General features: G+C 59.8%; 24 protein-coding genes. 7 read left to right on the top strand and 17 right to left on the bottom strand.

Features of this window, described 5'->3' with window-relative positions; translation table 11 throughout:
* The first annotated feature begins 7 nt into the window (after positions 1-7).
* Both V3W39_RS16935 and V3W39_RS16930 read left to right on the top strand, forming a co-directional pair.
* Entirely contained in the window at positions 8-1,063 is a 1,056-nt protein-coding gene (locus V3W39_RS16935; RefSeq protein WP_177077916.1) for a calcium/sodium antiporter, read from the top strand.
* Positions 1,060-1,440 carry a carboxymuconolactone decarboxylase family protein gene (locus V3W39_RS16930; RefSeq protein ID WP_003216068.1) on the top strand — a complete coding sequence of 127 codons (381 nt, stop codon included), beginning with the start codon at positions 1,060-1,062 and terminating at the stop codon, positions 1,438-1,440. Before V3W39_RS16935 ends, V3W39_RS16930 begins: the two co-directional genes overlap by 4 nt.
* Here V3W39_RS16930 and V3W39_RS16925 read toward each other — a convergent pair.
* The 5 genes from V3W39_RS16925 to kdgD form a co-directional block, all read right to left on the bottom strand.
* Positions 1,437-2,378: an AEC family transporter gene (locus tag V3W39_RS16925; protein ID WP_177043431.1), complete on the bottom strand. Its 942-nt coding sequence runs from the start codon at positions 2,376-2,378 to the stop codon at positions 1,437-1,439. The two genes, V3W39_RS16930 and V3W39_RS16925, sit on opposite strands and share 4 nt — an antisense overlap.
* A gap of 189 nt (positions 2,379-2,567) precedes the next feature.
* On the bottom strand, positions 2,568-4,121 hold the full coding sequence (gene garD, locus V3W39_RS16920) for a galactarate dehydratase (RefSeq protein WP_177043430.1): 1,554 nt from the start codon (positions 4,119-4,121) through the stop codon (positions 2,568-2,570).
* Positions 4,122-4,134: 13 nt separating this feature from the next.
* Positions 4,135-5,499 carry an MFS transporter gene (locus V3W39_RS16915; protein ID WP_177043429.1) on the bottom strand — a complete coding sequence of 455 codons (1,365 nt, stop codon included), beginning with the start codon at positions 5,497-5,499 and terminating at the stop codon, positions 4,135-4,137.
* A gap of 87 nt (positions 5,500-5,586) precedes the next feature.
* A complete protein-coding gene (locus tag V3W39_RS16910; protein WP_177043428.1) occupies positions 5,587-7,032 on the bottom strand; it encodes an aldehyde dehydrogenase family protein in 1,446 nt (481 codons plus the stop codon).
* Between the two features lie 54 nt (positions 7,033-7,086).
* Positions 7,087-7,998, bottom strand: coding sequence for a 5-dehydro-4-deoxyglucarate dehydratase (gene kdgD / locus V3W39_RS16905; RefSeq protein WP_003216058.1), 912 nt, complete (start codon positions 7,996-7,998; stop codon positions 7,087-7,089).
* Positions 7,999-8,233: 235 nt separating this feature from the next.
* Here kdgD and V3W39_RS16900 point away from each other — a divergent pair, with 235 nt between their 5' ends.
* Positions 8,234-9,388 (top strand): phospholipase, encoded by a 1,155-nt coding sequence (locus V3W39_RS16900; RefSeq protein ID WP_330212992.1) that lies wholly within the window; start codon positions 8,234-8,236, stop codon positions 9,386-9,388.
* A gap of 191 nt (positions 9,389-9,579) precedes the next feature.
* Here V3W39_RS16900 and V3W39_RS16895 read toward each other — a convergent pair whose 3' ends face one another.
* The 8 genes from V3W39_RS16895 to rplM form a co-directional block, all read right to left on the bottom strand.
* Complete coding sequence (locus V3W39_RS16895) at positions 9,580-10,329, bottom strand: FadR/GntR family transcriptional regulator (protein ID WP_177043426.1); 750 nt, start codon at positions 10,327-10,329, stop codon at positions 9,580-9,582.
* 170 nt (positions 10,330-10,499) lie between these two features.
* Positions 10,500-10,919, bottom strand: coding sequence for a ClpXP protease specificity-enhancing factor (locus tag V3W39_RS16890; protein WP_003216051.1), 420 nt, complete (start codon positions 10,917-10,919; stop codon positions 10,500-10,502).
* A gap of 17 nt (positions 10,920-10,936) precedes the next feature.
* The gene (locus V3W39_RS16885) at positions 10,937-11,554 is read right to left on the bottom strand and encodes a glutathione S-transferase N-terminal domain-containing protein (RefSeq protein ID WP_010170749.1); all 618 of its coding nucleotides are present in this window, start codon (positions 11,552-11,554) and stop codon (positions 10,937-10,939) included.
* A 145-nt stretch (positions 11,555-11,699) separates the two neighbouring features.
* Positions 11,700-12,479, bottom strand: a complete 780-nt coding sequence (locus V3W39_RS16880; protein ID WP_010170751.1) for a cytochrome c1 — start codon at positions 12,477-12,479, stop codon at positions 11,700-11,702.
* Positions 12,479-13,690, bottom strand: a complete 1,212-nt coding sequence (locus V3W39_RS16875; RefSeq protein ID WP_003216042.1) for a cytochrome b — start codon at positions 13,688-13,690, stop codon at positions 12,479-12,481. Before V3W39_RS16875 ends, V3W39_RS16880 begins: the two co-directional genes overlap by 1 nt.
* Complete coding sequence (gene petA / locus V3W39_RS16870) at positions 13,690-14,286, bottom strand: ubiquinol-cytochrome c reductase iron-sulfur subunit (RefSeq protein ID WP_003216040.1); 597 nt, start codon at positions 14,284-14,286, stop codon at positions 13,690-13,692. Before petA ends, V3W39_RS16875 begins: the two co-directional genes overlap by 1 nt.
* A gap of 266 nt (positions 14,287-14,552) precedes the next feature.
* Positions 14,553-14,945 (bottom strand): 30S ribosomal protein S9, encoded by a 393-nt coding sequence (gene rpsI, locus V3W39_RS16865; RefSeq protein ID WP_003216038.1) that lies wholly within the window; start codon positions 14,943-14,945, stop codon positions 14,553-14,555.
* A gap of 14 nt (positions 14,946-14,959) precedes the next feature.
* Positions 14,960-15,388, bottom strand: coding sequence for a 50S ribosomal protein L13 (gene rplM / locus V3W39_RS16860; protein WP_003216032.1), 429 nt, complete (start codon positions 15,386-15,388; stop codon positions 14,960-14,962).
* Positions 15,389-15,636: 248 nt separating this feature from the next.
* Between rplM and V3W39_RS16855 the strand changes: the two genes are divergently transcribed.
* On the top strand, positions 15,637-16,677 hold the full coding sequence (locus V3W39_RS16855) for an NADP(H)-dependent aldo-keto reductase (RefSeq protein WP_177043425.1): 1,041 nt from the start codon (positions 15,637-15,639) through the stop codon (positions 16,675-16,677).
* A 107-nt stretch (positions 16,678-16,784) separates the two neighbouring features.
* Here the strand turns inward: V3W39_RS16855 and V3W39_RS16850 are convergent, their stop codons facing one another.
* Positions 16,785-17,921 carry an acyl-CoA dehydrogenase family protein gene (locus tag V3W39_RS16850; RefSeq protein WP_003216028.1) on the bottom strand — a complete coding sequence of 379 codons (1,137 nt, stop codon included), beginning with the start codon at positions 17,919-17,921 and terminating at the stop codon, positions 16,785-16,787.
* 220 nt (positions 17,922-18,141) lie between these two features.
* Here V3W39_RS16850 and V3W39_RS16845 point away from each other — a divergent pair, with 220 nt between their 5' ends.
* Positions 18,142-19,062, top strand: a complete 921-nt coding sequence (locus V3W39_RS16845; RefSeq protein WP_172834601.1) for a GlxA family transcriptional regulator — start codon at positions 18,142-18,144, stop codon at positions 19,060-19,062.
* A 194-nt stretch (positions 19,063-19,256) separates the two neighbouring features.
* Here V3W39_RS16845 and zapE read toward each other — a convergent pair whose 3' ends face one another.
* The 3 genes from zapE to V3W39_RS16830 all read right to left on the bottom strand — a co-directional run bounded on the left by zapE (position 19,257) and on the right by V3W39_RS16830 (position 22,431).
* Entirely contained in the window at positions 19,257-20,351 is a 1,095-nt protein-coding gene (gene zapE / locus V3W39_RS16840) for a cell division protein ZapE (protein WP_177043424.1), read from the bottom strand.
* 78 nt (positions 20,352-20,429) lie between these two features.
* A complete protein-coding gene (locus tag V3W39_RS16835) occupies positions 20,430-21,785 on the bottom strand; it encodes a tryptophan--tRNA ligase (protein WP_177077920.1) in 1,356 nt (451 codons plus the stop codon).
* 16 nt (positions 21,786-21,801) lie between these two features.
* On the bottom strand, positions 21,802-22,431 hold the full coding sequence (locus V3W39_RS16830) for an alpha/beta hydrolase (RefSeq protein WP_026078004.1): 630 nt from the start codon (positions 22,429-22,431) through the stop codon (positions 21,802-21,804).
* 147 nt (positions 22,432-22,578) lie between these two features.
* Between V3W39_RS16830 and V3W39_RS16825 the strand changes: the two genes are divergently transcribed.
* Together V3W39_RS16825 and V3W39_RS16820 are read left to right on the top strand one after the other, a co-directional pair.
* Complete coding sequence (locus V3W39_RS16825; RefSeq protein ID WP_010170781.1) at positions 22,579-23,016, top strand: YhcB family protein; 438 nt, start codon at positions 22,579-22,581, stop codon at positions 23,014-23,016.
* Positions 23,017-23,214: 198 nt separating this feature from the next.
* Positions 23,215-23,565: a hypothetical protein gene (locus tag V3W39_RS16820; RefSeq protein WP_177043421.1), complete on the top strand. Its 351-nt coding sequence runs from the start codon at positions 23,215-23,217 to the stop codon at positions 23,563-23,565.
* Position 23,566: the final 1 nt, after the last annotated feature.

Below are 23,566 nucleotides of genomic sequence, written 5' to 3'. Positions count from 1 at the left end.
CTTTAGCGTGATCGAACTGATCAGCGGCCTGCTGCTGTTGATCATCGGCGCCGAAGTCCTGGTGCGCGCCGCCGTGCGCCTGGCCGCCAGCCTCAAGGTGCGGCCACTGATCATCGGCCTGAGCATCGTCGCCTTCGGCAGCAGCGCGCCGCAGATAGCCATCAGCCTGCAAGCCACCCTCGCGGACAACACCGACATCGCCGTGGGCAGTGTGATCGGCAGCAGCATCTTCAACACCCTCGTCACCCTTGGCCTGGCGGCCCTGATCATTCCGTTGCGGGTCTCGCGACAACTGGTGCGCCTGGATATCCCGGTGATGATTTTCGCCAGCCTGCTGGTGTTCGTGCTCGCCGCCAACGAAGAGCTGACGCCGGCCGACGGCTTGTTACTGCTGGCGGCCCTGGTGGCCTACCTCGGCGTGCTGCTGTACCAGACCCGTCACTCCCGCCGCCCCCGCACCATTCACACCGTAGTGCAGGCACCTTGGCTGAGCAGCGTATTGCTGATGATCGGCGGCCTGTTGATCCTCGTCCTGGCCGGGCACCTGTTGCTGGGCGCCGCGGTGGACGTGGCCGAGGACCTTGGCCTGTCGGAACGCATCATCGGCCTGACGCTGATTGGCGTCGGCACTTCCCTGCCGTGCCTCGCCACCTCGTTGATCGCCGCCCTGCGCGGCCAGCGGGAAATTGCCGTGGGCAACGTGATCGGCAGCAACCTGTTCAACCTGCTTGGCGTGCTGGGTTTTACCGCGCTGGTGGCGCCCTCGCCGCTGTCAGTATCGCCCAACGCCCTGGATTTCGACCTGCCGGTAATGCTCGGCGTGGCTGCCCTGTGCCTGCCGGTGTTTTATTCGGGCTACCGGGTCACCCGCGCCGAAGGCCTGGTGTTCCTGGGGTTGTACCTGGTGTATGGGCTGCATGTGGTGTCGTTCACCTTCGGCATGCCGCTGGCCACCAAGCTTGAACAACTGATGCTGTATTACGTCCTGCCAGCGCTGGTGGCTTTCCTGTTGTTCACTTCGCTGCAAGCCTGGCGCCGCCAACACAAGAGGGAATCGCAATGACCGAACAGAAAAAACCCGGCGTTGAAATGCGCCGCCAGGTAATGGGTGATGTGTTTGTCGATCGAGCGCTGGGCAATGCCACCGAGTTCAGCCAGCCACTGCAGGATTTCGTCAACGAACATGCCTGGGGCAGTGTGTGGAATCGTGAAGGCCTGCCGCTGAAAACCCGCAGCCTGATCACCCTCGCCGCCTTGACCGCCCTCAAGTGCCCGCAGGAACTCAAGGGCCACGTGCGCGGCGCGCTGAACAACGGTTGCACCGTGGAGGAGATTCGCGAGGCGCTGCTGCATTGCGCGGTGTATGCCGGCGTGCCGGCGGCGATTGATGCCTTCCGCGCGGCTCAGGAAGTGATCGACAGCTACCAGAAAGACGCCTAGATCCAACCGCCCGCCTGCAACACGAAGATCCCGATATTCGTGGTCACCGCCGCCATCAAGGTGGTGATCACGATAATCGCGGCCGCCAGCTCATGATTGCCCTCCGCCGCCCGCGCCATGACAAAACTGGCCGCTGCCGTGGGTGCGCCGAAATACAGGAACAGAATCCCCAGCTCCGGCCCGCGGAACCCCAGCAGCCACGCGCCAAGGGTGGCCAGCACCGGCAGCCAGATCATCTTCATCAGGCTGGCACTCAAGGCCATGTCGCCGCTTTTGCGCAATGCCGCCAGCGACAAAGTGCCGCCGATACAGATCAATGCCAACGGCAAGGTCATGTCCGCCAGATACTGCCCGGACGATTCCAGCCAGCCGGGCAAGCCAATCTGGAAATACGCGAAGGGCGCGGCCACGATCACGCTGATGATCAACGGGTTGGCCAGCACACTCTTGAAGATGCTCCACGGGTCGGACTTGATCACCGGGCTGTACACCGCCAGCACAATGGTCGACAGGGTGTTGTAGAACAGGATCACCAACGCGGCGAGCACCGCGCCCAGGGAAATCCCGTAGTCGCCGTACATGCTGGCCGCCAGTGCCAGGCCGATCACACCGTTGTTACCGCGAAACGCGCCCTGGGCATAGATGCCGCGGTCTTCCCGTGGGCAACGAAAGATCGCCCAGCCCCAGGCCAGGGCAAAGCTCAGCAGCGTGGCGACGGCAAAATAGATCAGCAGGCCCGGCTTGAGGGCTGAATGCAGGTCGGCGTGGAGAATCCCGAGGAACAGCAAGGCCGGCATGGTGACGTTGAACACCAGGGACGAGGCGGTGTGGATAAAGTTGTCGTTGATCCAGTTGATGCGCTTGAGCAGGACGCCCAGGAACAGCATGGCAAACACCGGCGCGGTGATATTCAGGGTTTGTAGGAAGATTGCCAGCATGCCGGGGAGAACCTTGGGTGAGCGTCGGTAGGTGGCTAATGATAAGCCACCTGGCGCGGGTTCGTCTGGAGCACACCGATCAAATGTGGGAGCTGGCTTGCCTGCGATGGCGTCGGTACAGCAAACATCATTGTTGACTGGCTCACCGCTATCGCAGGCAAGCCAGCTCCCACACAGTGCGCATCTGTCTCAGGTAATCGGCGCCGGGTTGAACAACGTAATGTCATTGTGCAGCTTGTGCTGCTCCGCCCACGTCTGTTTCTTGCCGCTGGCCACATCCAGATAGAAGTGGAACAGCTCCCAGCCCAGCTCTTCAATCGTCGCCCGCCCGGTGGCAATCCGCCCGGCGTCGATATCAATCAGGTCCGGCCAGCGCTGCGCCAGCTCGGTACGCGTCGAGACCTTCACCACCGGCGCCATCGCCAACCCATAGGGCGTGCCACGCCCGGTGGTGAACACATGCAGGTTCATCCCCGCCGCCAACTGCAACGTGCCGCACACAAAGTCACTGGCGGGCGTCGCGCAAAAAATCAGGCCCTTGCGATTGAACCGTTCGCCCGGGCCGAGCACCCCATTGATCGCACTGCTGCCCGACTTGACGATAGACCCCAGCGACTTCTCGACAATATTCGACAACCCGCCCTTCTTGTTGCCCGGCGTGGTGTTGGCGCTGCGATCCGCCTCGCCCTTGGCCAGGTAACGGTCGTACCAATCCATTTCCCGCACCAGCTCCCGGGCCACGTCCTGATTCTCGGCGCGGGAGGTCAGCAGGTAGATAGCATCACGTACTTCGGTCACTTCGGAAAACATCACCGTCGCGCCCGCCCGCAGCAGCAGATCCGAGGCATAACCCAGCGCCGGGTTGGCGGTGATCCCGGAGAATGCATCGCTGCCACCGCACTGCATACCGAGGATCAACTCCGACGCCGGTACCGTTTCCCGCCGGCGCAGGTCGAGTTTCTTCAGGCGGGTTTCGGCCAATTCCATGATCTGTTCGATCATTTCGGTAAAGCCGTGGCTGGAATCCTGCAACCGATACAGCCACGGCTCACTCAGATCAACCGAGCTGTCGTTTTCATGCATCACCTGGCCGGCCTGCAATTTCTCGCAACCGAGGCTGATCACCAGGGCCTCACCGCCCAGGTTCGGGTTGCGTGCCAGATTGCGCACGGTGCGAATCGGGATGTAGGCGTCGGTAGCCGTGATCGCCACGCCGCAGCCGTAGCTGTGGGTCAGCGCCACCACGTCATCGACGTTGGGGTACTTGGGCAGCAACTCGTCCTTGATGCGTTTCACCGCATGGTCCAGCACCCCGGTGACGCACTGCACCGTGGTGGTGATGCCGAGGATATTGCGCGTGCCCACGGTGCCGTCAGCGTTGCGATAACCCTCGAAGGTGAACCCTTCCAGCGGTGCCTGGGCCTCGGGCACCTCGGTGGACAGCGGCAAGCTGTCCAGAGGCGGCGCCGTGGGCATGCGCAGTTGATCTTCCTGGACCCAACTGCCGCGGGGAATCGGGTGCAAGGCGTACCCGATGGTCTGGCCGTAGCGAATGATCCGACCGCCTTCGGGGATGTCTTCCAGGGTGACCTTGTGGCTTTGGGGAATGAAATCCACCGTCACCAGGCCGTCGGGAAACTCGGTCCCCGCCGGTACGCCCTGGTCGTTGACCACAATCACCACGTTATCCAGCGCGTGCAAACGGATGGAGCGTGGCGAATCGGCATGTTCAATCAACTGCATGACGCGGGCCCCTTCAGGAATGCGCTTGGGAAAGTTTAGTCAGCTCAGGGCCGTTGGCCGGCGGCTCTTTAAGCACCACACGCTTGATCGGGCCGACGATCACCAGGTAGCTGAACACTGCCAGCAGGGCATTGGCACCGACGAACACCAGGGCCCATTTGAAGGAGCCGGTGGTGCTGATGATGTAGCCGATCACTATCGGTGTGCTGATGGACGCCAGGTTGCCGAACATATTGAACAAACCGCCACTCAGCCCTGCGATTTGTTTCGGCGAGGTGTCGGAAACAACCGCCCAACCCAGTGCGCCAACGCCTTTACCGAAGAAGGCCAGGGCCATGAAGCCCACCACCATCCATTCGATGTCCACGTAGTTGCACGCCACGATGCTACTGGAAATCAGCAGGCCGCCAATGATCGGCGCCTTGCGGGCGAAGGTCAGGGAATGGCCCTTGCGCAGCAGGTAGTCGGAAATCACCCCGCCCAATACGCCGCCGATAAAACCGCAGATCGCTGGCAACGAGGCGATAAAGCCGGCCTTGAGGATGGTCATGCCGCGCTCCTGAACCAGGTACACCGGGAACCAGGTCAGGAAGAAATAGGTAATGCCGTTGATGCAGTACTGGCCCAGGTACACGCCGAGCATCATGCGGTTGGTCAGCAACTGACGGATGTAATCCCACTTCGGGCCGTCGGTTTTCTTGTCTTTGCCCTTGTCCTGGTCCATGTCGACCATGGCGCCGTTGGCCGCAATATGCTGGAACTCAGCCTCATTGATCATCGGGTGCTGGCGCGGGCTGTGGATAACTTTCAGCCAGATCAGCGAGAACACAATGCCGATGCCGCCCATCACCACGAACACGTGCTGCCAGCCGAAGGTGTAGACGATCCAGCCCATCAGCGGCGCAAACAACACGGTGGCGAAATACTGCGCCGAGTTGAAGATGGCCGAGGCCGTACCGCGTTCAGCCGTAGGAAACCAGGCCGCCACGATGCGGGCATTTCCGGGGAAAGATGGCGCTTCAGCCAGGCCCACCAGGAACCGCAGCATGAACAGCGCAACGATAGCGGTGGAGACACCGAACTCACCGACATAGCCTTGCAGCACGGTGAACAGTGACCAGGTGAAGATGCTCAGGGCGTAGACTTTTTTCGAACCGAACCGGTCCAGCAGCCAGCCGCCGGGAATTTGCCCGGCCACGTAGGCCCAACCGAATGCGGAGAAGATATAACCGAGGGTGACGGCGTCAATGCCGAGGTCTTTCTGCAGGCTGGAGCCCGCAATGGCAATGGTCGCCCGGTCGGCGTAGTTGATCGTGGTCACCAGGAACAGCATGAGCAGGATCAAATAGCGGACATGGGTCGGCTTGGTCGCTTGCATGAAAATGTACTCCCACTAATTATTTTTTTTGCGGGTAATCAAATTGTAAGCCTGTGGCGGGCACGGACCCGCCACAGGGTGCAGCCGTTACGAACCGATGTAGCTGGTTTTCACCACGGTGTAGAACTCTTGCGCATAGCGACCTTGCTCACGCGAACCGTAGGATGAACCCTTACGGCCACCGAATGGAACGTGGTAATCCACACCGGCAGTCGGCAGATTGACCATCACCATCCCGGCCTGGGAATGACGCTTGAAGTGGTTGGCGTACTTCAGCGACGTGGTGGCGATACCCGCCGACAGGCCAAACTCGGTGTCGTTGGCCATCGCCAGCGCCGCCTCGTAATCCGCCACGCGCACTACGTTGGCCACCGGGCCGAAGATTTCTTCACGGCTGATGCGCATCGCGGCTTCGCTGTCGGCAAACAGCGTCGGCGCGAGGAAGTAGCCTTCGGTGTCGCAGGTCACCAGTTCACCACCGCTGACCAACCGGGCACCTTCGCTCTGGCCGATGTCGATGTACTTCAAGTCCTGGTCCAGCTGCGCCTGGGAAACCACCGGGCCGATGTCGGTGCCGGTTTTCAGGGCGTGGCCGACCTTGATCGACTTCATCCGCTCGGCCATGGCCGCGACGAACTGGTCGTGAATCCCGGCGGTCACGATAAAGCGGCTGGAAGCGGTGCAACGCTGGCCGGTGGAGTAAAACGCGCTTTGCACCGAGAGCTCGACGGCTTGCTTGAGGTCGGCGTCGTCGAGAATGATCTGCGGGTTCTTGCCGCCCATTTCCAACTGCACCTTGGCCTGGCGCGACACGCAGTTGACCGCGATCTGACGACCCACACCCACCGAGCCGGTAAAGCTGATGCCGTCGACTTTCGGGCTGTTGACCATGGCATCACCGACCACACGGCCGCTGCCCATCACCAGGTTGAACACACCGGCGGGGAAGCCGGCGCGGGAGATGATTTCGGCCAGGGCCCAGGCGCAACCCGGGACCAGTTCGGCCGGCTTGAGTACCACGCAGTTGCCGTAGGCCAGGGCCGGGGCGATTTTCCAGGCAGGAATGGCAATCGGGAAGTTCCACGGCGTGATCAGGCCAACCACGCCCAAGGCTTCGCGGGTCACTTCGACATTGACGCCCGGGCGCACCGACGGCAGGTAGTCGCCGGACAGGCGCAGGCATTCACCGGCGAAGAATTTGAAAATGTTGCCGGCGCGGGTCACTTCGCCGATGGCTTCGGGCAGGGTCTTGCCCTCTTCCCGGGCCAGCAGGGTGCCGAGCTCTTCGCGGCGGGCGAGGATTTCGGTGCCGACTTTATCCAGGGCGTCATGACGGGCCTGGATGCCGGACGTGGACCACGCCGGGAATGCAGCCCGCGCAGCGTCAATGGCGGCGTGGACTTGGGCAAGATCCGCCTTGGCGTATTCGCCAATGACATCAGACAACTCCGACGGATTGAGGTTGGCCGAATAGTCGGCGCCGGCAACCCATTGGCCACCGATGTAGTTTTCAAAACGCTTGGCTTGGGACACGAATGCTCTCCTGACGCAAAAAGCCGCTGATTACTCAGCGGCCTTGGTGATGGGTTATTGCGCGCCTTGCTTGTCGATCAGCGCGGCCAGGGCTTCGTATTCTTCCGGCAGCAGATCGGTCAGCGGCGTACGCACGGGGCCTGCGTCATAACCGACGATTTTCGCCCCGGCCTTGACGATGCTCACGGCGTAACCGGCCTTGCGGTTACGGATATCGAGGTACGGCAGGAAGAAGTCGTCGATGATCTTGCCGACGGTGGCGTGATCTTCCCGGGCAATGGCGTGGTAGAAATCCATCGCGGTTTTCGGAATGAAGTTGAACACCGCCGAGGAGTACACCGGCACGCCCAGGGCCTTGTAGGCCGCGGCGTAAACCTCTGCAGTCGGCAAGCCGCCCAGGTAGCTGAAACGGTCACCGAGGCGACGGCGGATCGACACCATCAATTCGATGTCACCCAGGCCGTCCTTGTAGCCGATCAGGTTCGGGCAGCGCTCGGCCAGGCGTTCCAGCAGCGGCGCGGTCAGGCGGCAGACGTTGCGGTTGTAGACCACTACACCGATCTTGACCGACTTGCACACCGCTTCAACGTGGGCGGCAACCCCGTCCTGGCTGGCTTCGGTCAGGTAGTGCGGCAGCAGCAGCAGGCCTTTGGCGCCAAGACGTTCGGCTTCCTGGGCGTACTCGATGGCCTGGCGGGTGGCACCGCCGACACCGGCAAGAATCGGCACGCTGGTGGCGCAGGTATCAACCGCGGTTTTCACCACTTGCGAATATTCGCTGGCCGCCAGGGAGAAAAACTCACCGGTGCCGCCAGCGGCGAACAAGGCCGTGGCGCCATAAGGGGCCAGCCATTCCAGACGCTTGATGTAGCCCGCCTGGTGGAAATCACCCTGGGCATTGAAATCGGTCACCGGGAAAGACAGCAGACCGTGAGAGAGGATGGACTTCAGTTCTTGTGGATTCATTATTCGAACACCCTGGGCGAAGACTTTCTGTTGTGAGATTGCGGATGGTTATCTTGATGTCGTACGTCATCGTACAACTATAAAAATATTCGTCAACTGCAATTCATCGACCTTCTACCGGTTCGGGATTTGTATACGCCTCCCTTGACGTAGGAAATTTCTCCTCTATGCTCGATTTAACTGTATATACGTACAGTTATTACGGAAGATTCCTACGACATAGCAAGGAGCTAACATGTCAGGTCTTGAACTCGCCACACCTGTAAAAAAGCCACCCACCCTGCGTTTTGAAGGGGGCGAACACACCGCCATCGGCGACGACACCCTGTTGCGCTTCGTCAAGGACGCCCCAGCGATTCCTGCGCGCCAGGTTGAATTGCACCTGCCCAACGGCCTGGCCCTGAGCTATGGCCAGATCATCGCCCTGGGCGGCGATTTCTACGGAATTCCCGGGCGCCCCATCAACGAAGGTGCATCGCCCGCTGATCGCGTGCAGCGCTTTACCGACGCCTTCAACTCGCTGGCGGTACTCCCGGCATCACGGGAGGAAGCGGGCAAGATCCTGGCGGTGATGCAAAAGGAGATCAACGCGGTCAACCAGGCGATCAAGGACGGCAAGCAGCCCCATGAAGCCTATGACGCGCTGGGTGACACACTGTCCGAAGAGTGGAACCGCATCACCGGCGGCGGCAGTGCCGTGTCGGCGCTGATTCCGCTGGGGCGCTACCTGAAACTGGCAGCAGACAATGCCGACCACTTCGGCGAGTGGGCGTTGGCGGCCTATCTGGCGGGCCATACTGCGGCGCTGCAACAAGCAGTCGTGGCCCATCAGACCGGCACCGATCAGGCGCTGGAACTGGCCTACGCCATGAACAGCTTCGCTGATCACTTTTTGACCGATCTGTTTTCCGCCGGCCACCTGCGGGTACCGCGCAAGCAACTGGCGGCAGTGGTGACCCCGGGTGAACTGGGCTCGCTGATCAGCCGCTTCATGCACGATGAAGACAGCAAGTTCGGGCTCAATGTGCGCAACGCCTTGGGCGAACAGTGGCACGCCTACGGGGATAAACGCTATTTCGACAGCAACGATGCGGCCAACCGGGCCATGGTCAAACGTGCCGTGCAGGCCTCGGCCGACGAAATCTTCGAAACGTTTATCAGCGGCGTGGCGCCCTCGCCGGCCAACTTCAAGGCGCCGTTGTATGTGCCGGACCTGAATGCCGCGCAAAACCCGGCGAACAACTTTTCACCGCTATTCAAGGCTGAAGGCGACAAGGTGCTGCGGCGCAAGGACGTCAACAACCTGAACGACAAGCAGTGGACCAATGACTGGTGGGGCTGGAGTACGTACCTGCTGCTCAAGGACTACAAGCCGAATCAGCCGGCCTGAACGACATGAGTTAAGCCTTGTGCATTAACCTGTGGCGAGGGAGCTTGCTCCCGTTGGGCTGCGAAGCAGCCCCAGCGAGAACACGGGGTTCTTTCAGACAGAACTCGGGGGAATGGTTTTGGGGCCGCTGCGCGGCCCAACGGGAGCAAGCTCCCTCGCCACAATGAGCTTCCAAGCCTTCCAGGCTGGAATTAACCGCGCTGCGCTTCAGCCTCTTCATGAGCATGGCGCAGCCGCTCACGGCTGTTGGTCAGGTGCAAACGCATGGCCGCCCGCGCCGCATCCGAGTCCTGGCGAGCGATCGCCTCATAGATCTCTTCGTGTTCGCGGCTCAGGCGGCTCATGTAGTGCTGCTGGTCATCATGGGCCAGGCGCGCCGAGTTCAACCGTGTGCGCGGAATAATGCTGGTGCCCAGGTGGGTCATGATGTCGGTGAAGTAGCGGTTGCCGGTGGACAGGGCAATCTGCAGATGGAACTGGAAGTCCGACGCCACCGCATCACCAGCGCGGGCCGCGCTTTCGTTCAGGGCATCGAGGGCTGCGCGCATGCCTGCCAATTGCTCTTCGCTGCGACGCTGGGCAGCAAGGCCGGCAGACTCCACTTCCAGGCTGATCCGCAGTTCGAGGATCGCCAGAACATCACGCAGCGTAACAACAGTGGCCGGGTCGATCCGGAAGCCGCTGGGACTCGGCGTATCCAGCACAAAGGTGCCGATGCCATGGCGGGTTTCCACCTGCCCCGCCGCCTGCAATCGCGAGATGGCTTCACGCACCACGGTGCGGCTGACCCCATGGGCATCCATGATCGCCGACTCGGTGGGCAGCTTGTCGCCACGTTTGAGTTGGCCGTCGCGGATCTGCTCGGACAACACCGTGACCAATTCCTGGGCAAGGCTGCGGCGCTTGCGGGGATGACGAGGGGCGGCGCTGGCGTTTTCCATGATGAATCATCTATCTCGGCGATCAGAAGTACGCATGATAGCCCATGGCGGTTGTACGATCACCGTTGCGTCATGACTTTCATCTATAACCGCCGGGGTTTTCACCAGGCAAAAAAATGCCCCGGCATTGCCGAGGCATTTTCAACACTGGCCCGAGGGCTGGCGTCTTGTTACTTCACCACTTTCAGACTCGGCCGACCGCTTGGGCGCGGTGGCTCGGAATCCGGCGGCGGTACATCATCTTCGCCTTCGAGCTCGATCGCTTCGTCATCCTCAAGGGACGACTCCAGATCAAACACCATGCCCTGGCCATTTTCCCGGGCGTAAATCCCGAGGATGGCGCCGATGGGCACGAACAGCGTATGCGGCACACCGCCGAAACGCCCTTCGAAGCTGACCGCTTCATTGTCCATGTGCAGGTGACGCACAGCACTGGGTGAAACGTTCAGGACGATTTGTCCGTCACTGGCAAAACCTTGCGGTACCTGAACCGCGGGAAACTCGGAATTGACCAGCATGTGCGGGGTGCAATCGTTGTCCACTATCCACTCATAGAGCGCGCGGACCAGGTAAGGTCGACTGGAGTTCATCAACGGCTCCTTAAGCCTTAGCGCATATCGCGTTCGACGCCAGACAGACTCGCCTGGAAAGCCTCACGCGCAAACTGGCGCTCCATGTAGTCAAGCAGCGGCTTGGCAGGCCGCGGCAGTTCTATGCCCAAAATCGGCAAGCGCCAGAGTATGGGTAATAGGCAGCAATCCACCAGACTTTGTTCCTCGCTGAGGAAAAAAGGTTTGTCGGCAAACAACGGCGAAACACCGGTCAGGCTCTCGCGCAATTCCTTGCGTGCCTGAACCCGGGCCGCTTCTTTACTGCGTGAATCCAGAATCAGGTCCACCAGGCCACACCAGTCACGCTGGATCCGATGGATCAGCAGGCGGCTGTTGGCACGCGCCACCGGATACACCGGCAACAACGGCGGATGGGGATAACGCTCATCCAGGTATTCCATCACCACGGTTGACTCCCACAACGCCAGGTCACGATCGACCAGGGTGGGCAAGCTGCCGTAAGGGTTCACTTCGATCAGTTTCGGTGGGTGACGACCCGCCTCCACAGTAATGATCTCTGCGCTGACACCCTTCTCTGCGAGCACGATGCGTACTCGGTGGGAATAGTGGTCGGCGGGGTCGGAGTAACAGGCCAACCGATTGGTCACGCCCATGGCGGTCCTCCTCGCTTGTTGAAATTATCGGAAGCTCAAAAACGAGCGCGCCCAGCGAGCATCTCCGTGACGCCTGGATAAACCAGACTTACCTTCAGAGATGCCGCTGGGCGCGCAAGATTAACAGCAATTACTTACGGTTGGATCAATGCACATCCTTCCAGTATTCGCGTTTCAGCAGATAGGCGAACACGAAGAAGAAGGCCAGGTACAGCAACACATAGGTACCAATGCGCTGATGCTGCAGCTTCACTGGGTTGGCCGAGTAGGCCAGGAAGGTCACCAGATTCTTGACCTTCTCGTCGAACTGCTCTTCGTTCAGCGCGCCGGTCTTCGGCACTATGGTCAGCTGATCGCACGCTTCATGAGTCAAAGGCGTACCGGTGAGCGGATCATACTGCTTCTTGCCGTCTTCGACGATTTGTACTTGCTTGCATCCTACCACTTGGCGGCCTTGCAGGCCGACCAGAACGTTAGGCATACCGACGTTCGGGAACACTTTATTGTTCACGCCGTAGGGACGCGTCGGGTCTTCGTAGAAGGATTTCAGGTAGCCGTAGAGCCAATCGGTGCCACGCACACGGGCCACCAGGGTCAGGTCGGGCGGTGCAGCCCCGAACCAGGTCTTGGCGTCGGCAGGTTGCATGCCGATGGTCATGTGGTCGCCGATCTTCGCACCGGTAAACACCGAGTGGCTGAGCATCACGTCATGGGGAATGCCCAGGTCATCGGCTACGCGCTCGTAACGCTGGAACTTGGCGCTGTGGCAGCCCATGCAGTAGTTGGTGAACGTGCGCAGCCCGTCCTGCATCGCAGCCTTGTCCGACACATCGATGTCGACTTTTTCCAGCTCTGGGCCGTGTTCAGCGGCGAAAGACAGCAGCGGCAGGGCCGCAAGAATGAATGCAACGAATAATTTTTTCATCAGCCAGTCACCCTTTCCGGTACCGGTTTGGTCTTCTCGAGCCGGGTGTAGAACGGCATCAGAATGAAGTAGGCGAAGTACAGGAAGGTGCAGACCTGCGACAACAACGTCCGCTCCGGGGTCGGCGCCAACACGCCCAGTACACCCAGGATCACGAACGCAATGCAGAACACCCACAGCCAGATCTTGCTCAGCCAGCCCTTGTAGCGCATGGACTTGACCGGGCTACGGTCGAGCCAGGGCAGCACGAACAGCACCGCAATCGCCGCGCCCATGGCGATAACGCCCATGAGTTTGTCGGGAATCGCTCGCAAGATTGCGTAGAACGGAGTGAAGTACCAGACCGGGGCAATGTGTTCCGGGGTCTTGAACGCGTTCGCCTGTTCGAAGTTGGGTTTCTCGAGGAAATAACCGCCCATCTCCGGGAAAAAGAACACGATCGAGCAGAAGATGAACAGGAACACCACCACGCCGACAATGTCTTTCACCGTGTAATACGGGTGGAAAGGAATGCCGTCCAGCGGTACGCCGTTTTCGTCTTTGTGCTTCTTGATGTCCACGCCGTCGGGGTTGTTCGAACCCACTTCGTGCAATGCCAGGATGTGCAGCACTACCAGGCCCAGGATCACGATCGGCAAGGCCACCACGTGCAAGGCAAAGAAGCGGTTCAGGGTGATCCCGGAAATCAGGTAGTCACCACGAATCCACTGGGTCAGGTCGTTGCCGATGACCGGGATCGCGCCGAACAGCGAGATGATCACCTGGGCGCCCCAGTAGGACATCTGGCCCCACGGCAGCAGGTAACCCATGAAGGCCTCGGCCATCAGCGCCAGGTAGATCAGCATGCCGAACACCCACACCAGCTCGCGGGGCTTCTGGTACGAACCGTAGAGCAAGCCACGGAACATGTGCATGTAGACCACGATGAAGAACGCCGAGGCGCCGGTGGAGTGCAGCAGACGCAGGATCGAGCCGTACTCGACGTCGCGCATGATGTATTCGACGGAGGCAAAGGCTTCTTCGGCCGACGGGGTGTAGCTCATCGTCAGCCAGACACCGGTAACGATCTGGTTGACCAGTACCAGAAGTGCCAGGGAGCCAAAGAAATAGAAGAAGTTGAAATTCTTCGGTGCGTAGTACTTGCTGAGGTGGTCTTCCCACATTTTGGTCGCGGGGAAGCGCGCATCCACCCAATCCATGAACTTGCTCATCAGGCTTTCTCCCCCTCGTCGACGCCAATGACAATGACACTGTCAGTCTCGTAGTGATGTGGCGGAACTGGCAGGTTCAGTGGTGCGGGTTGTGACTTGTAGACGCGGCCAGCGAGGTCGTAGTGAGAACCGTGGCACGGGCAGAAATAGCCCCCGACCCAGTCCTTGCCCAGGTCCGCGGGCGCCACTTCCGGGCGGAAGGTGGGAGAGCAACCCAAGTGGGTGCAGATACCGATCAGCAGCAGAATCTCCGGCTTGATCGAGCGAATTTCCTTATCGACGTAAGCGGGTTGGTCGGAATTCTTCGAGTCGGGGTCAGACAGTTGGCCCTCGATCTTCTTCAGATTTCCCAGGATTTCCTCGGTACGACGAACGATGAACACTGGCTGACCGCGCCACTCAGCAATCATTTGCTGGCCTGGATCGATCTTGCTGACATTCACCTTCACCGGTGCACCTGCGGCTTTCGCCTTGGCACTGGGAAACCATGACCCCACGAACGGGACCGCAGCCCCCACCGCTCCTGCAGCACCCACCACGGATGTGGCTGCTACCAAGAAGCGACGCCGGCCTGCATTCACGCCGTCATTGCTCATTCAGTCCTCTCCCATCAGCTTTGTGGCCTGTTAAATCAGGCGTCTACTAAGTGTTAAATCTGAACTTATAAAAATTTTGCCGAATGGTAATGAAAAGCCCCACGTCTGACAAGGTAATTACCCCCGGCACCAGCTCCAAGCCTTTGAGTATAGGGGCTCTACGGATGTGGCAAGTTGTCACAGAGATTTTTTTACATAAATAGCAGGCAATAAAAAACGCCCAGCTCCGTGAGGAGGCTGGGCGTTTTCTGGAACGTAAAAGCGAATTAACGCTTCGAGTACTGCGGACGCTTACGCGCTTTACGCAGACCAACTTTCTTACGTTCAACTTCACGAGCATCGCGAGTAACGAAGCCAGCTTTGCGCAGAGCGCCACGCAGGGTTTCGTCGTACTGCATCAGAGCGCGAGTGATACCGTGGCGGATTGCGCCAGCTTGACCACTTACACCGCCACCGATAACGGTGACGTAGATGTCGAACTTTTCAACGGTCTCGGTCAATTCCAGCGGCTGACGAACTACCATGCGGGCAGTTTCGCGACCGAAGAAATTTTCCAGAGTGCGGTTGTTGATCGAGATGTTACCAGTACCCGGACGCAGGAAAACGCGAGCGGTAGCGGTTTTGCGACGGCCAGTGCCGTAATTTTGAGTCGCCGACATAATGAACTATTCCGTTAAAACTTCAGTTCTTGGGGCTGCTGAGCAGCATGAGGGTGAGCAGCGCCCGCATAGACTTTCAGCTTGCGATACATGTCGCGACCCAGTGGGCCCTTCGGCAGCATACCTTTGACCGCGATTTCAATCGGGGCTTCAGGCTTTTTGGAGATCAGGCCTTCGAAGTTCGAAGACTTGATACCGCCTGGGAAACCGGAGTGACGGTAGTACATTTTGTCTTGCGCTTTGTTGCCGGTAACACGTACCTGCTCGGCGTTGATGATGACAATGTAGTCACCGGTATCAACGTGAGGGGTGTACTCAGGCTTGTGCTTGCCACGCAGACGGCTGGCGACTTCAGTGGCCAGACGACCCAGGGTCTGACCAGCGGCGTCGACGACAAACCAGTCGCGCTGAACTGTTTCTGGTTTTGCAGTAAAAGTTGTCATTCTTTAATAGCCTCAGGGGCCGCCATGTAAATTAGACGGCGGATCTTACTGAATAGTGCGTACTTTGACAAGTCAAAGGCAGCCGGATACAGACGCTATCGGGGGCTCGGGTCGGCGCGTCCGTTCAACGGCAAGATTCTTCGGCAGGCGGCGCATCACTTCCACTGCAGAAAGAGGTGGGCAATTATGCAGATTGCCAAAAAAATTTCAACCTGCTTTTATGATTGTTTTCCCCGAAGGAGTACCCGATGGACTATCGACAGCTGGGCCGAACCGATCTGAACGTGAGCGCGATAGCCTTGGGCACCATGACCTGGGGCGAGCAGAACAGCGAGGCAGAGGCCTTCGCACAGATCGAACGGGCCAAGGCCGCGGGCATCAACTTCATCGACACCGCAGAAATGTACCCGGTGCCGCCCAAGGCAGATACCTACGCCACCACCGAGCGCTATATCGGTAATTACTTCAAAAGCCGCGGCGACCGTGCCGACTGGATCCTCGCCAGCAAGATCGCCGGCCCCGGCAACACCATCGACTACATCCGCGACGGCAGCCTCAAGCACAACCGCAAGCACATCACAGAAGCCCTGGACGCGAGCCTCAAACGCCTGCAAACCGACTGGATCGACCTCTACCAACTGCACTGGCCCGAGCGCAGCACCAACTTTTTCGGCCAACTGGGCTACAAGCACAAAGCTGAAGAGGACCTGACGCCGCTGGAGGAAACCCTCGAAGCCCTGGATGAACAGGTCAAGGCCGGCAAGATCCGCCACATCGGCCTGTCCAACGAAACGCCGTGGGGCACCATGAAGTTCCTGGCCCTGGCCGAAGCCCGCGGCTGGACCCGCGCGGTGTCGATCCAGAACCCCTACAACCTGCTCAACCGCAGCTTTGAAGTGGGCCTGGCGGAAATCGCGATTCGTGAACAGTGTGGGTTGCTGGCTTATTCACCGCTGGCGTTCGGCATGCTCAGCGGCAAATACGAAGGTGGCGCACGCCCGGCCAAGGGCCGCCTGAGCCTCTACAGCCGCTTCAGCCGCTACTTCAATGCGCAATCGGAAGCAGCGTGCAGCCGTTATGTGGCATTGGCCCGTGAGCACGGCCTGGACCCGGCGCAGATGGCATTGGCATTTGTGACCCAGCAACCGTTCGTGACCAGCAACATCATTGGCGCCACTACCCTGGAGCAACTGGACAGCAACATTGCCAGTGCCGACCTGAAACTGTCGGATGAAGTGTTGGCGGGGATTGAGGCGATCCAGAAGGATCATCCGAATCCTGCGCCGTGATTGACCTTTAGATAGCTATCGCAGGCAAGCCAGCTCCCACAGGAAAATGCATTCCAACTGTGGGAGCCGGGCTTGCCCGCGATAGCATCATCAGCCACACCGAAGATTCAAAGTGCCCGCGCAATAATCTCCTTCATGATCTCGTTGGTCCCCGCATAAATCCGCTGCACCCGCGCATCCGCCCACGCCCGCGCGATCGGGTATTCCCACATGAAGCCGTAGCCTCCGTGCAACTGCACGCACTCATCCAGCACCTTGCACTGCAGGTCCGTGGCCCAGTACTTGGCCATCGCCGCCGTTGGCACATCCAGCTTGCCTTCCAGATGCAGCTCCATGCATTTGTCGACAAACACCCGGCCAATCTGGGTTTCCGTAGCAATCTCCGCCAACTTGAAACGGGTGTTCTGGAAATCAATGATCGCCTTGCCGAACGCCTTGCGGTCGCGGGTGTACTCCAGCGTCCACTGCAACGCCGCCTCGGCTGACGACAACGCACCAATCGCCACCGTCAGGCGCTCCTGGGGCAACTCCTGCATCAGATAGGCAAAGCCCATCCCCGCCTGGCCCAGCAAGTTTTCCTTGGGTACGCGCACATCTTGGAAGAACAGCTCCGACGTATCCTGGGCCTTCATTCCGACCTTCTCCAGGCGCTTGCCCTTGTCGAATCCCGGCGTGTTGGCTTCCACCAGGAACAGGCTGGTGCCTTTGGCGCCGGCCTTGGGATCGGTCTTGGCGACAACGATCACCAGGTCCGCCAGAAAGCCATTAGTGATGAAGGTCTTGGAGCCGTTGATCACGTATTCATCACCGTCCAGCACCGCTGTGGTCTTGACCCCTTGCAGGTCCGACCCGGCACCCGGTTCGGTCATGGCGATGGCCGTGACCATCTCCCCGGAGATCAGCTTGGGCAGGTATTTGTGCTTCAGCGCCTCACTGCCGTAATGCAGGATGTAAGGCGCGACGATGTCCGAATGCAGGGAGAAACCAATCCCGGTCAGCCCCAGCCGGCTGATCTCCTCGATCACCACCGCGCTGTAGAGAAAGTCCGCCCCGAGGCCGCCGTACTCCTCCGGCAGGTGCGAGCAGAGCATCCCCGCCTCCCCTGCCTTGTTCCACAGGTTGCGATCAATGTAGCCCTGCTTTTCCCATTGCCCGTGGAACGGCGCCGCGTCTTTTTCGAGGAAGGTGCGCACGCTCTGGCGGAAGAGTTCGTGCTCCGAGCTGAACAAGGTTCTGGGAATCATGGGTCACCTGCGTGAATTGTCGGACAAGACCGGGATCACAGAGCCTAAGCCGCGAAGGCGTCACGGGACACTGGACACATGCGACAAAAAATAAGACGATCCAGCCGTCTGGTGACCACTTTCCCCTATAAGAATAAATGAAATTATGTCTAACCAAATCTCCACGCCCTTGCGGCGCGTCAGCATTTTGGCCATTGATCGGGTATTCGCTTCAACCCTCATGCAAGCCAAGGATTTCTTTCACCTCGCCAGCCTGCGCTACGGCAAACAGCTGGGCCAGGGCCTTACTCCCGCGTTTGAAACCCGCCTGGTCAGCCCCGACGGGCAATCGGTGCGCAGCTTCAGCGATGTGATCATGCCGGTGGACGGCGGCCTCGAAAACGCCGACATCATCGTACTCCCGGCCTTCTGGGACGACTTTGACTCGCTGTGCCAACGCTACCCCCAAGTGCTGCCCTGGCTGCGCGAACAACATGCCCGTGGCGCGGTGCTGTGCGGCGAAGCCACCGGGGTGTTCTGGCTTGCCGAAGCCGGCCTGCTGGACGGCAAGGAGGCGACCACCTACTGGCGTTTCTTCAACGCCTTCAGCGAACGCTTCCCCAAGGTGCAACTGAACCAGGACAAGCACCTGACCGACGCCGACAACCTGTACTGCGCCGGCGGCACCACCTCGGCCTGCGACCTCTACATCTACCTGATCGAACGTTTCTGCGGCGCCAACATCGCCCAGGCCGTGGCCCGCGACATCCTCTATGAAGTGCAGCGCAGCTATGCACCGGGGCGTATCGGGTTTGGCGGCCAGAAGCTGCACCAGGACGTGATTATCCTGCAAATCCAGCACTGGCTCGAAGAGCACTTCGCCGACAAGTTCCGCTTCGAAGACGTGGCCCGGGAACACGGCATGAGCATCCGCAACTTCATGCGCCGCTTCCAGACCGCCACGGGTGACAAGCCGCTGCACTACCTGCAACGCCTGCGCATCGAGACGGCCAAGGGCTTGCTGTCCGGTAGCCGCAAAAGCATCAAGACCATCAGCTACGAAGTGGGTTACGACGACGCGAGCTTCTTTGCGCGGCTGTTCCGGCAGCACACCGAGCTGTCGCCCAACCAGTATCGCCAGCAGTTCCAGCAGGCCGCATAACCAAAGGGTGTACACAGTACAAATGTGGGAGCTGGCTTGCCTGCGATGGCGGCGTGTCAGGCACCAGCTGCATTAGCTGCCAGACCGCTATCGAGGGCAAGCCCGGCTCCCACAGTTGATTTCTGTTGATCTGGAAATTTTGCATAAAAAAAGGCCCGCATCGCTGCGGGCCTTTTTCATTTCGAGCACATCGCTTACGGCTTGTGCGCCCGCGACAGGAACTCGTGGGACTGCATTTCCAGCAAGCGGCTCAAGGTCCGTTGGAATTCAAAGTTCAAGCGACCGCCCGTGTAGAGGTCCTTGAGCTCGACTTCCGCCGAGATGATCAGCTTGACGTTACGGTCGTAGAATTCATCGACCATGTTGATAAAGCGCCGCGCGATGTCGTCGGTGGTGACGCTCATCTGCTCGACACCGCTCAGGATCACCGCATGGAAGATCTTGCCCAGTTCGATGTAGTCGTTCTGGCTGCGAGGGCCGTCGCACAGCTCGCGGAAATCGAACCAGGCCACGTCATCGCAGGTGCGCAGCGCAATGATTTCGCGGTTTTCAATGATCAGCTTGTCGTTTTCGATCGCCTGGGTGCATTCCGGCGTCAGCGCACGGAAGCTCTTGCGCAGGCTTTCCTGGGCCACTTCGTTGAGCGGATAGTGGAACAGTTCGGCTTGCTCGAGGTGACGCAGGCGGTAGTCGACGCCGCTGTCGACGTTGACGATGTCGGTGTTCTGCTTGATCAGGGCGATGGCCGGCAGGAAGCGCGCGCGTTGCAGGCCGTCCTTGTACAGGCCGTCGGGCACGATGTTCGACGTGGCGACCAGGGTCACACCGTTCTTGAACAGCTCTTCCATCAGGGTGCCGAGGATCATCGCGTCGGTGATGTCGGACACGAAGAACTCATCGAAACAGATCACCCGGGCCTCTTCCGAGAAGCGCTTGGCGATGATGGTCAGCGGGTTCTTCTCGCCCGGCAGGGTCTTCATCTCTTCGTGCACGCGCTTCATGAAGCGGTGGAAGTGAGTACGGACCTTTTCCTTGAACGGCAGCGCCTCGAAGAAAGTGTCCACCAGGTAAGTCTTGCCCCGGCCAACACCACCCCAGAAATACAGGCCCTTGACCGGCGTGTGGTCTTTCTTGCCAAACAACTTGCTGAACATGCCCGGCTTGTTCTGCGAGGCCTGGACCAGATCGTCGTACAGGCGCTGCAAATGGCGCACCGCAGTTTCCTGGGCAGCGTCATGGAAGAATTCGGGGCGTTTCAGATCAGCTTGATATCGTTCTAGGGGCGTCATAATTCGTTAGCAAGGCAACAAAAACGGGCCGCCACTGTAACGACGGCCCTGAAGAATGGCAATCAACCCTTGGTCGGGTCAATCCTCGATTGGGGTCAACGCAACGCGCAAGGCTTCGATGGCCGCGTCACGCGAGGCGCTGTCGGCGAACGCCGGGCTATCGGCGACGGCAGCACCTTCCAGCCACACGCTGAAGCTCAAGTCTTCACTGCGTACATCCAGCGCCTGACCCGATTGCAGCTGCTTGGTCACAGCGCCAGCGGTTTTGCCGTCGGCAAAGTTGCGCGACAACAGCAATTGCTCGCCTTCGGCCGCCAGCAAACGGAAACGGAAGCTGCCGTCGTCTTCGCGAAAGCTCACAAAACGCGCGGCTTTCGCGGCTTTCTTCTTGGTGGTGGCGGCAACGGCGACCGGGTTGACAAACGAACGCAGGCCCACCGCTTCACGCAGCTCGGCCAGGAACGGTGCAGCCACGGCGCGGGCTTTGCGGGCGCCGATCAGCAGCAGGTCTTCCATGTCCGACGGGCGCGACATCAGTTGGTGGTAACGCTCGCGCGCTTCACCCAGTTGGCCGTCCAGCAATTGGAACAGACGGTTCTTCGCCTCGCCCCAGCCCAGGCCTTGCAGCAGTTCGCCGCGGAATTCTTCTTCCTGGGCCTTGGTGGCAAATGCCTGGTACAGGGTGAACAGGTGGGAGTTGTCCGGGTCCTTCGCTTCGCCCGGCGCGCGGGAGTCGGTGACGATGCGCGAGATCGCGTCCTTCATCTCCTTGGCGCTGGTGAACAGCGGGATGGTGTTGTCGTAGCTCTTCGACATCTTGCGGCCATCCAGGCCCGGCAAGGTGGCGACGCTTTCTTCGATCAACGCCTCGGGCATGGTGAAGAATTCCTTGCCCTTGCCAAACAGGTGGTTGAAGCGCTGGCCGATGTCCCGGGCCATTTCCACGTGCTGGATCTGGTCACGACCGACCGGCACCTTGTGGGCATTGAACATCAGGATGTCCGCTGCCATCAGCACCGGGTAGCTGTACAGGCCCATGGTGATGCCCGCATCCGGGTCTTCGCCGTTTTCCAGGTTCTTGTCCACCGAGGCCTTGTAGGCGTGCGCACGGTTGAGCAGGCCCTTGGCCGCTACGCAGGTCAGCAGCCAGGTCAGCTCGGGAATTTCCGGGATGTCGGACTGGCGATAGAACGTCACCCGGTTCACATCCAGGCCACCGGCCAGCCAGGTCGCAGCGATTTCCATACGCGAGCGCTGGATGCGCTGCGGGTCATCGCACTTGATCAGGGCGTGGTAGTCGGCCAGGAAGTAGAAGGAGTCGGCATTGGCGTCCTGGCTGGCAAGGATCGCCGGGCGAATCGCGCCGGCGTAGTTGCCCAGGTGCGGCGTGCCGGTGGTGGTGATGCCGGTGAGGATGCGGGTACGGGTCGTCATGGGTGATCGCTTGTCATCAATTCGAAAGACGTGGCAGCACAAGATCCTTGAGATCGGTCAGCTTGCCATGAAAAAAGTGTCCGCATTCTGCCACTTTCAGAAGCTCATGGGGGCGATTCAGGGCGGCGGACCAGTCGTAGACCAGTTGCGGGTCGACCACTTCGTCGGTTTCCGGCTGGATCACGGTCAATGGGCAGCCTTGTGGTAGCACATCGTTATCCCGCAGGCGCATCACGGCCGCGGCCACCATGAACAGGTGTGCAAGTTTCTCGCCCTTGGCTTCCAGGCGGCCGCCGAGGGTGGCCGCCACAAATCCGCCGAAGGAAAACCCCAGCAGGGTAATCGGCAGATCGGGGTGTTTTTCACGCAGCCAGGTGGCGGCCGCTTCGGCGTCGTCGACTTCACCGGTGCCCATATCGTGCGTACCGGCGCTGGCGCCGACACCGCGATAATTGAATCGCAATGTGATCAAGCCGGCATCGCGGGCGGTGCGTTGCAGGGTCGATACAACTTTGTTGAGCATGGTGCCGCCCTGCACCGGGTTAGGGTGGCAGATCAGCGCCAGGCCACGTGGCTCGGGGTGATCCAGATACAGGGCTTCCAGTTGGCCTACCGGGCCATCGATCAAAACAGGGGTTTCACGCATCAGCAAGGAAGGAACTCCGTGACCTCTCAAGGGGTCGACTCGTCTAGCTAAAAGTCTGTGCATGGCATCATTGCGAGCTTAATCGCGGTATACAGCGCAGGTCCGAGCCGTTAACGTAAAGCAAAGCCGTTTATAGAGGAAGGACTCGTGGAACACTCGCTCTTAGTTTGGTTGTTGCCGACTCTCGCCTTGGTTGCCGGTGTCGCCATTGGATTCCTGGTTGCCCGCCTGCTGCCGAATGCCGCGCCTAACCGCACGCAGCGTCAGCTGGATGACATTCAGGAACGTTTTGACAGTTATCAGAACGAGGTTGTTACCCACTTCAACAGTACCGCGACCCTGGTGAAAAAGCTCACTCAGAGCTACCAGGAAGTACAGGATCATCTCGCCGAGGGTGCCAACCGCCTGGCCCTGGACGACATCACCCGCCAGCGCCTGCTGGCCGCGCTGCATTCCGATGCACCGCAAGCGCCACGGGAACGCCTGACCCCACCCCGGGAAAATCAGGAACCGCCACGGGACTACGCGCCAAAAACGCCAAACGCCCCGGGGATGCTGGATGAGCATTACGGCTTGAAAAAGTAATACGCTTTCAAGCGACATGAAAAAGCCCGGCTGATCGATGATCAGCCGGGCTTTTTTGTCAGCGCCAGCCGACCGCTTATCGACACTGTTATTTCTAACAGTAGGCAACCGCGCCGGGATTGGCCCTAATGAATCCGCTACCTGGGTGCTTGCAAGCACAGCACTCCGGGACGAGGACTTCATCAAAGGAACGGACACATGCAAATCATCCCGCTGAAAAACCGTCATACCTGGCCAGCCCCCACCAGCACTGATGTGAAAGACGGCACGCTGCTGACGGCCAGCCTGAAGGAGTTTTTTCATCTCACCATCGCCTTTCCCGGCCTGAAAAAAGGCGATCGCATAGACACGCAAATACTGGTCACGCATGACAGGTTTTCTCCACCACAACTGTGGAGCGGCCAAGTCATCGCTGGACAGGACAACAGTGAAACCTTCCAGACATCGAAGACCCCGTTTTCAGGTACGTTCAGTAAAGGAACAGGGGTTGTTTCCTTTACGGCGCACGGGCAGTCGTCCGTCCCCCTGGAGTTCTCAATCACCTCCTGAA

The sequence above is a fragment of the Pseudomonas sp. Z18(2022) genome (assembly GCF_036346535.1).
In the GTDB taxonomy this organism is placed as follows: domain Bacteria; phylum Pseudomonadota; class Gammaproteobacteria; order Pseudomonadales; family Pseudomonadaceae; genus Aquipseudomonas; species Aquipseudomonas yamanorum_A.
This window is presented reverse-complemented; position numbering and strand designations above follow the sequence as displayed.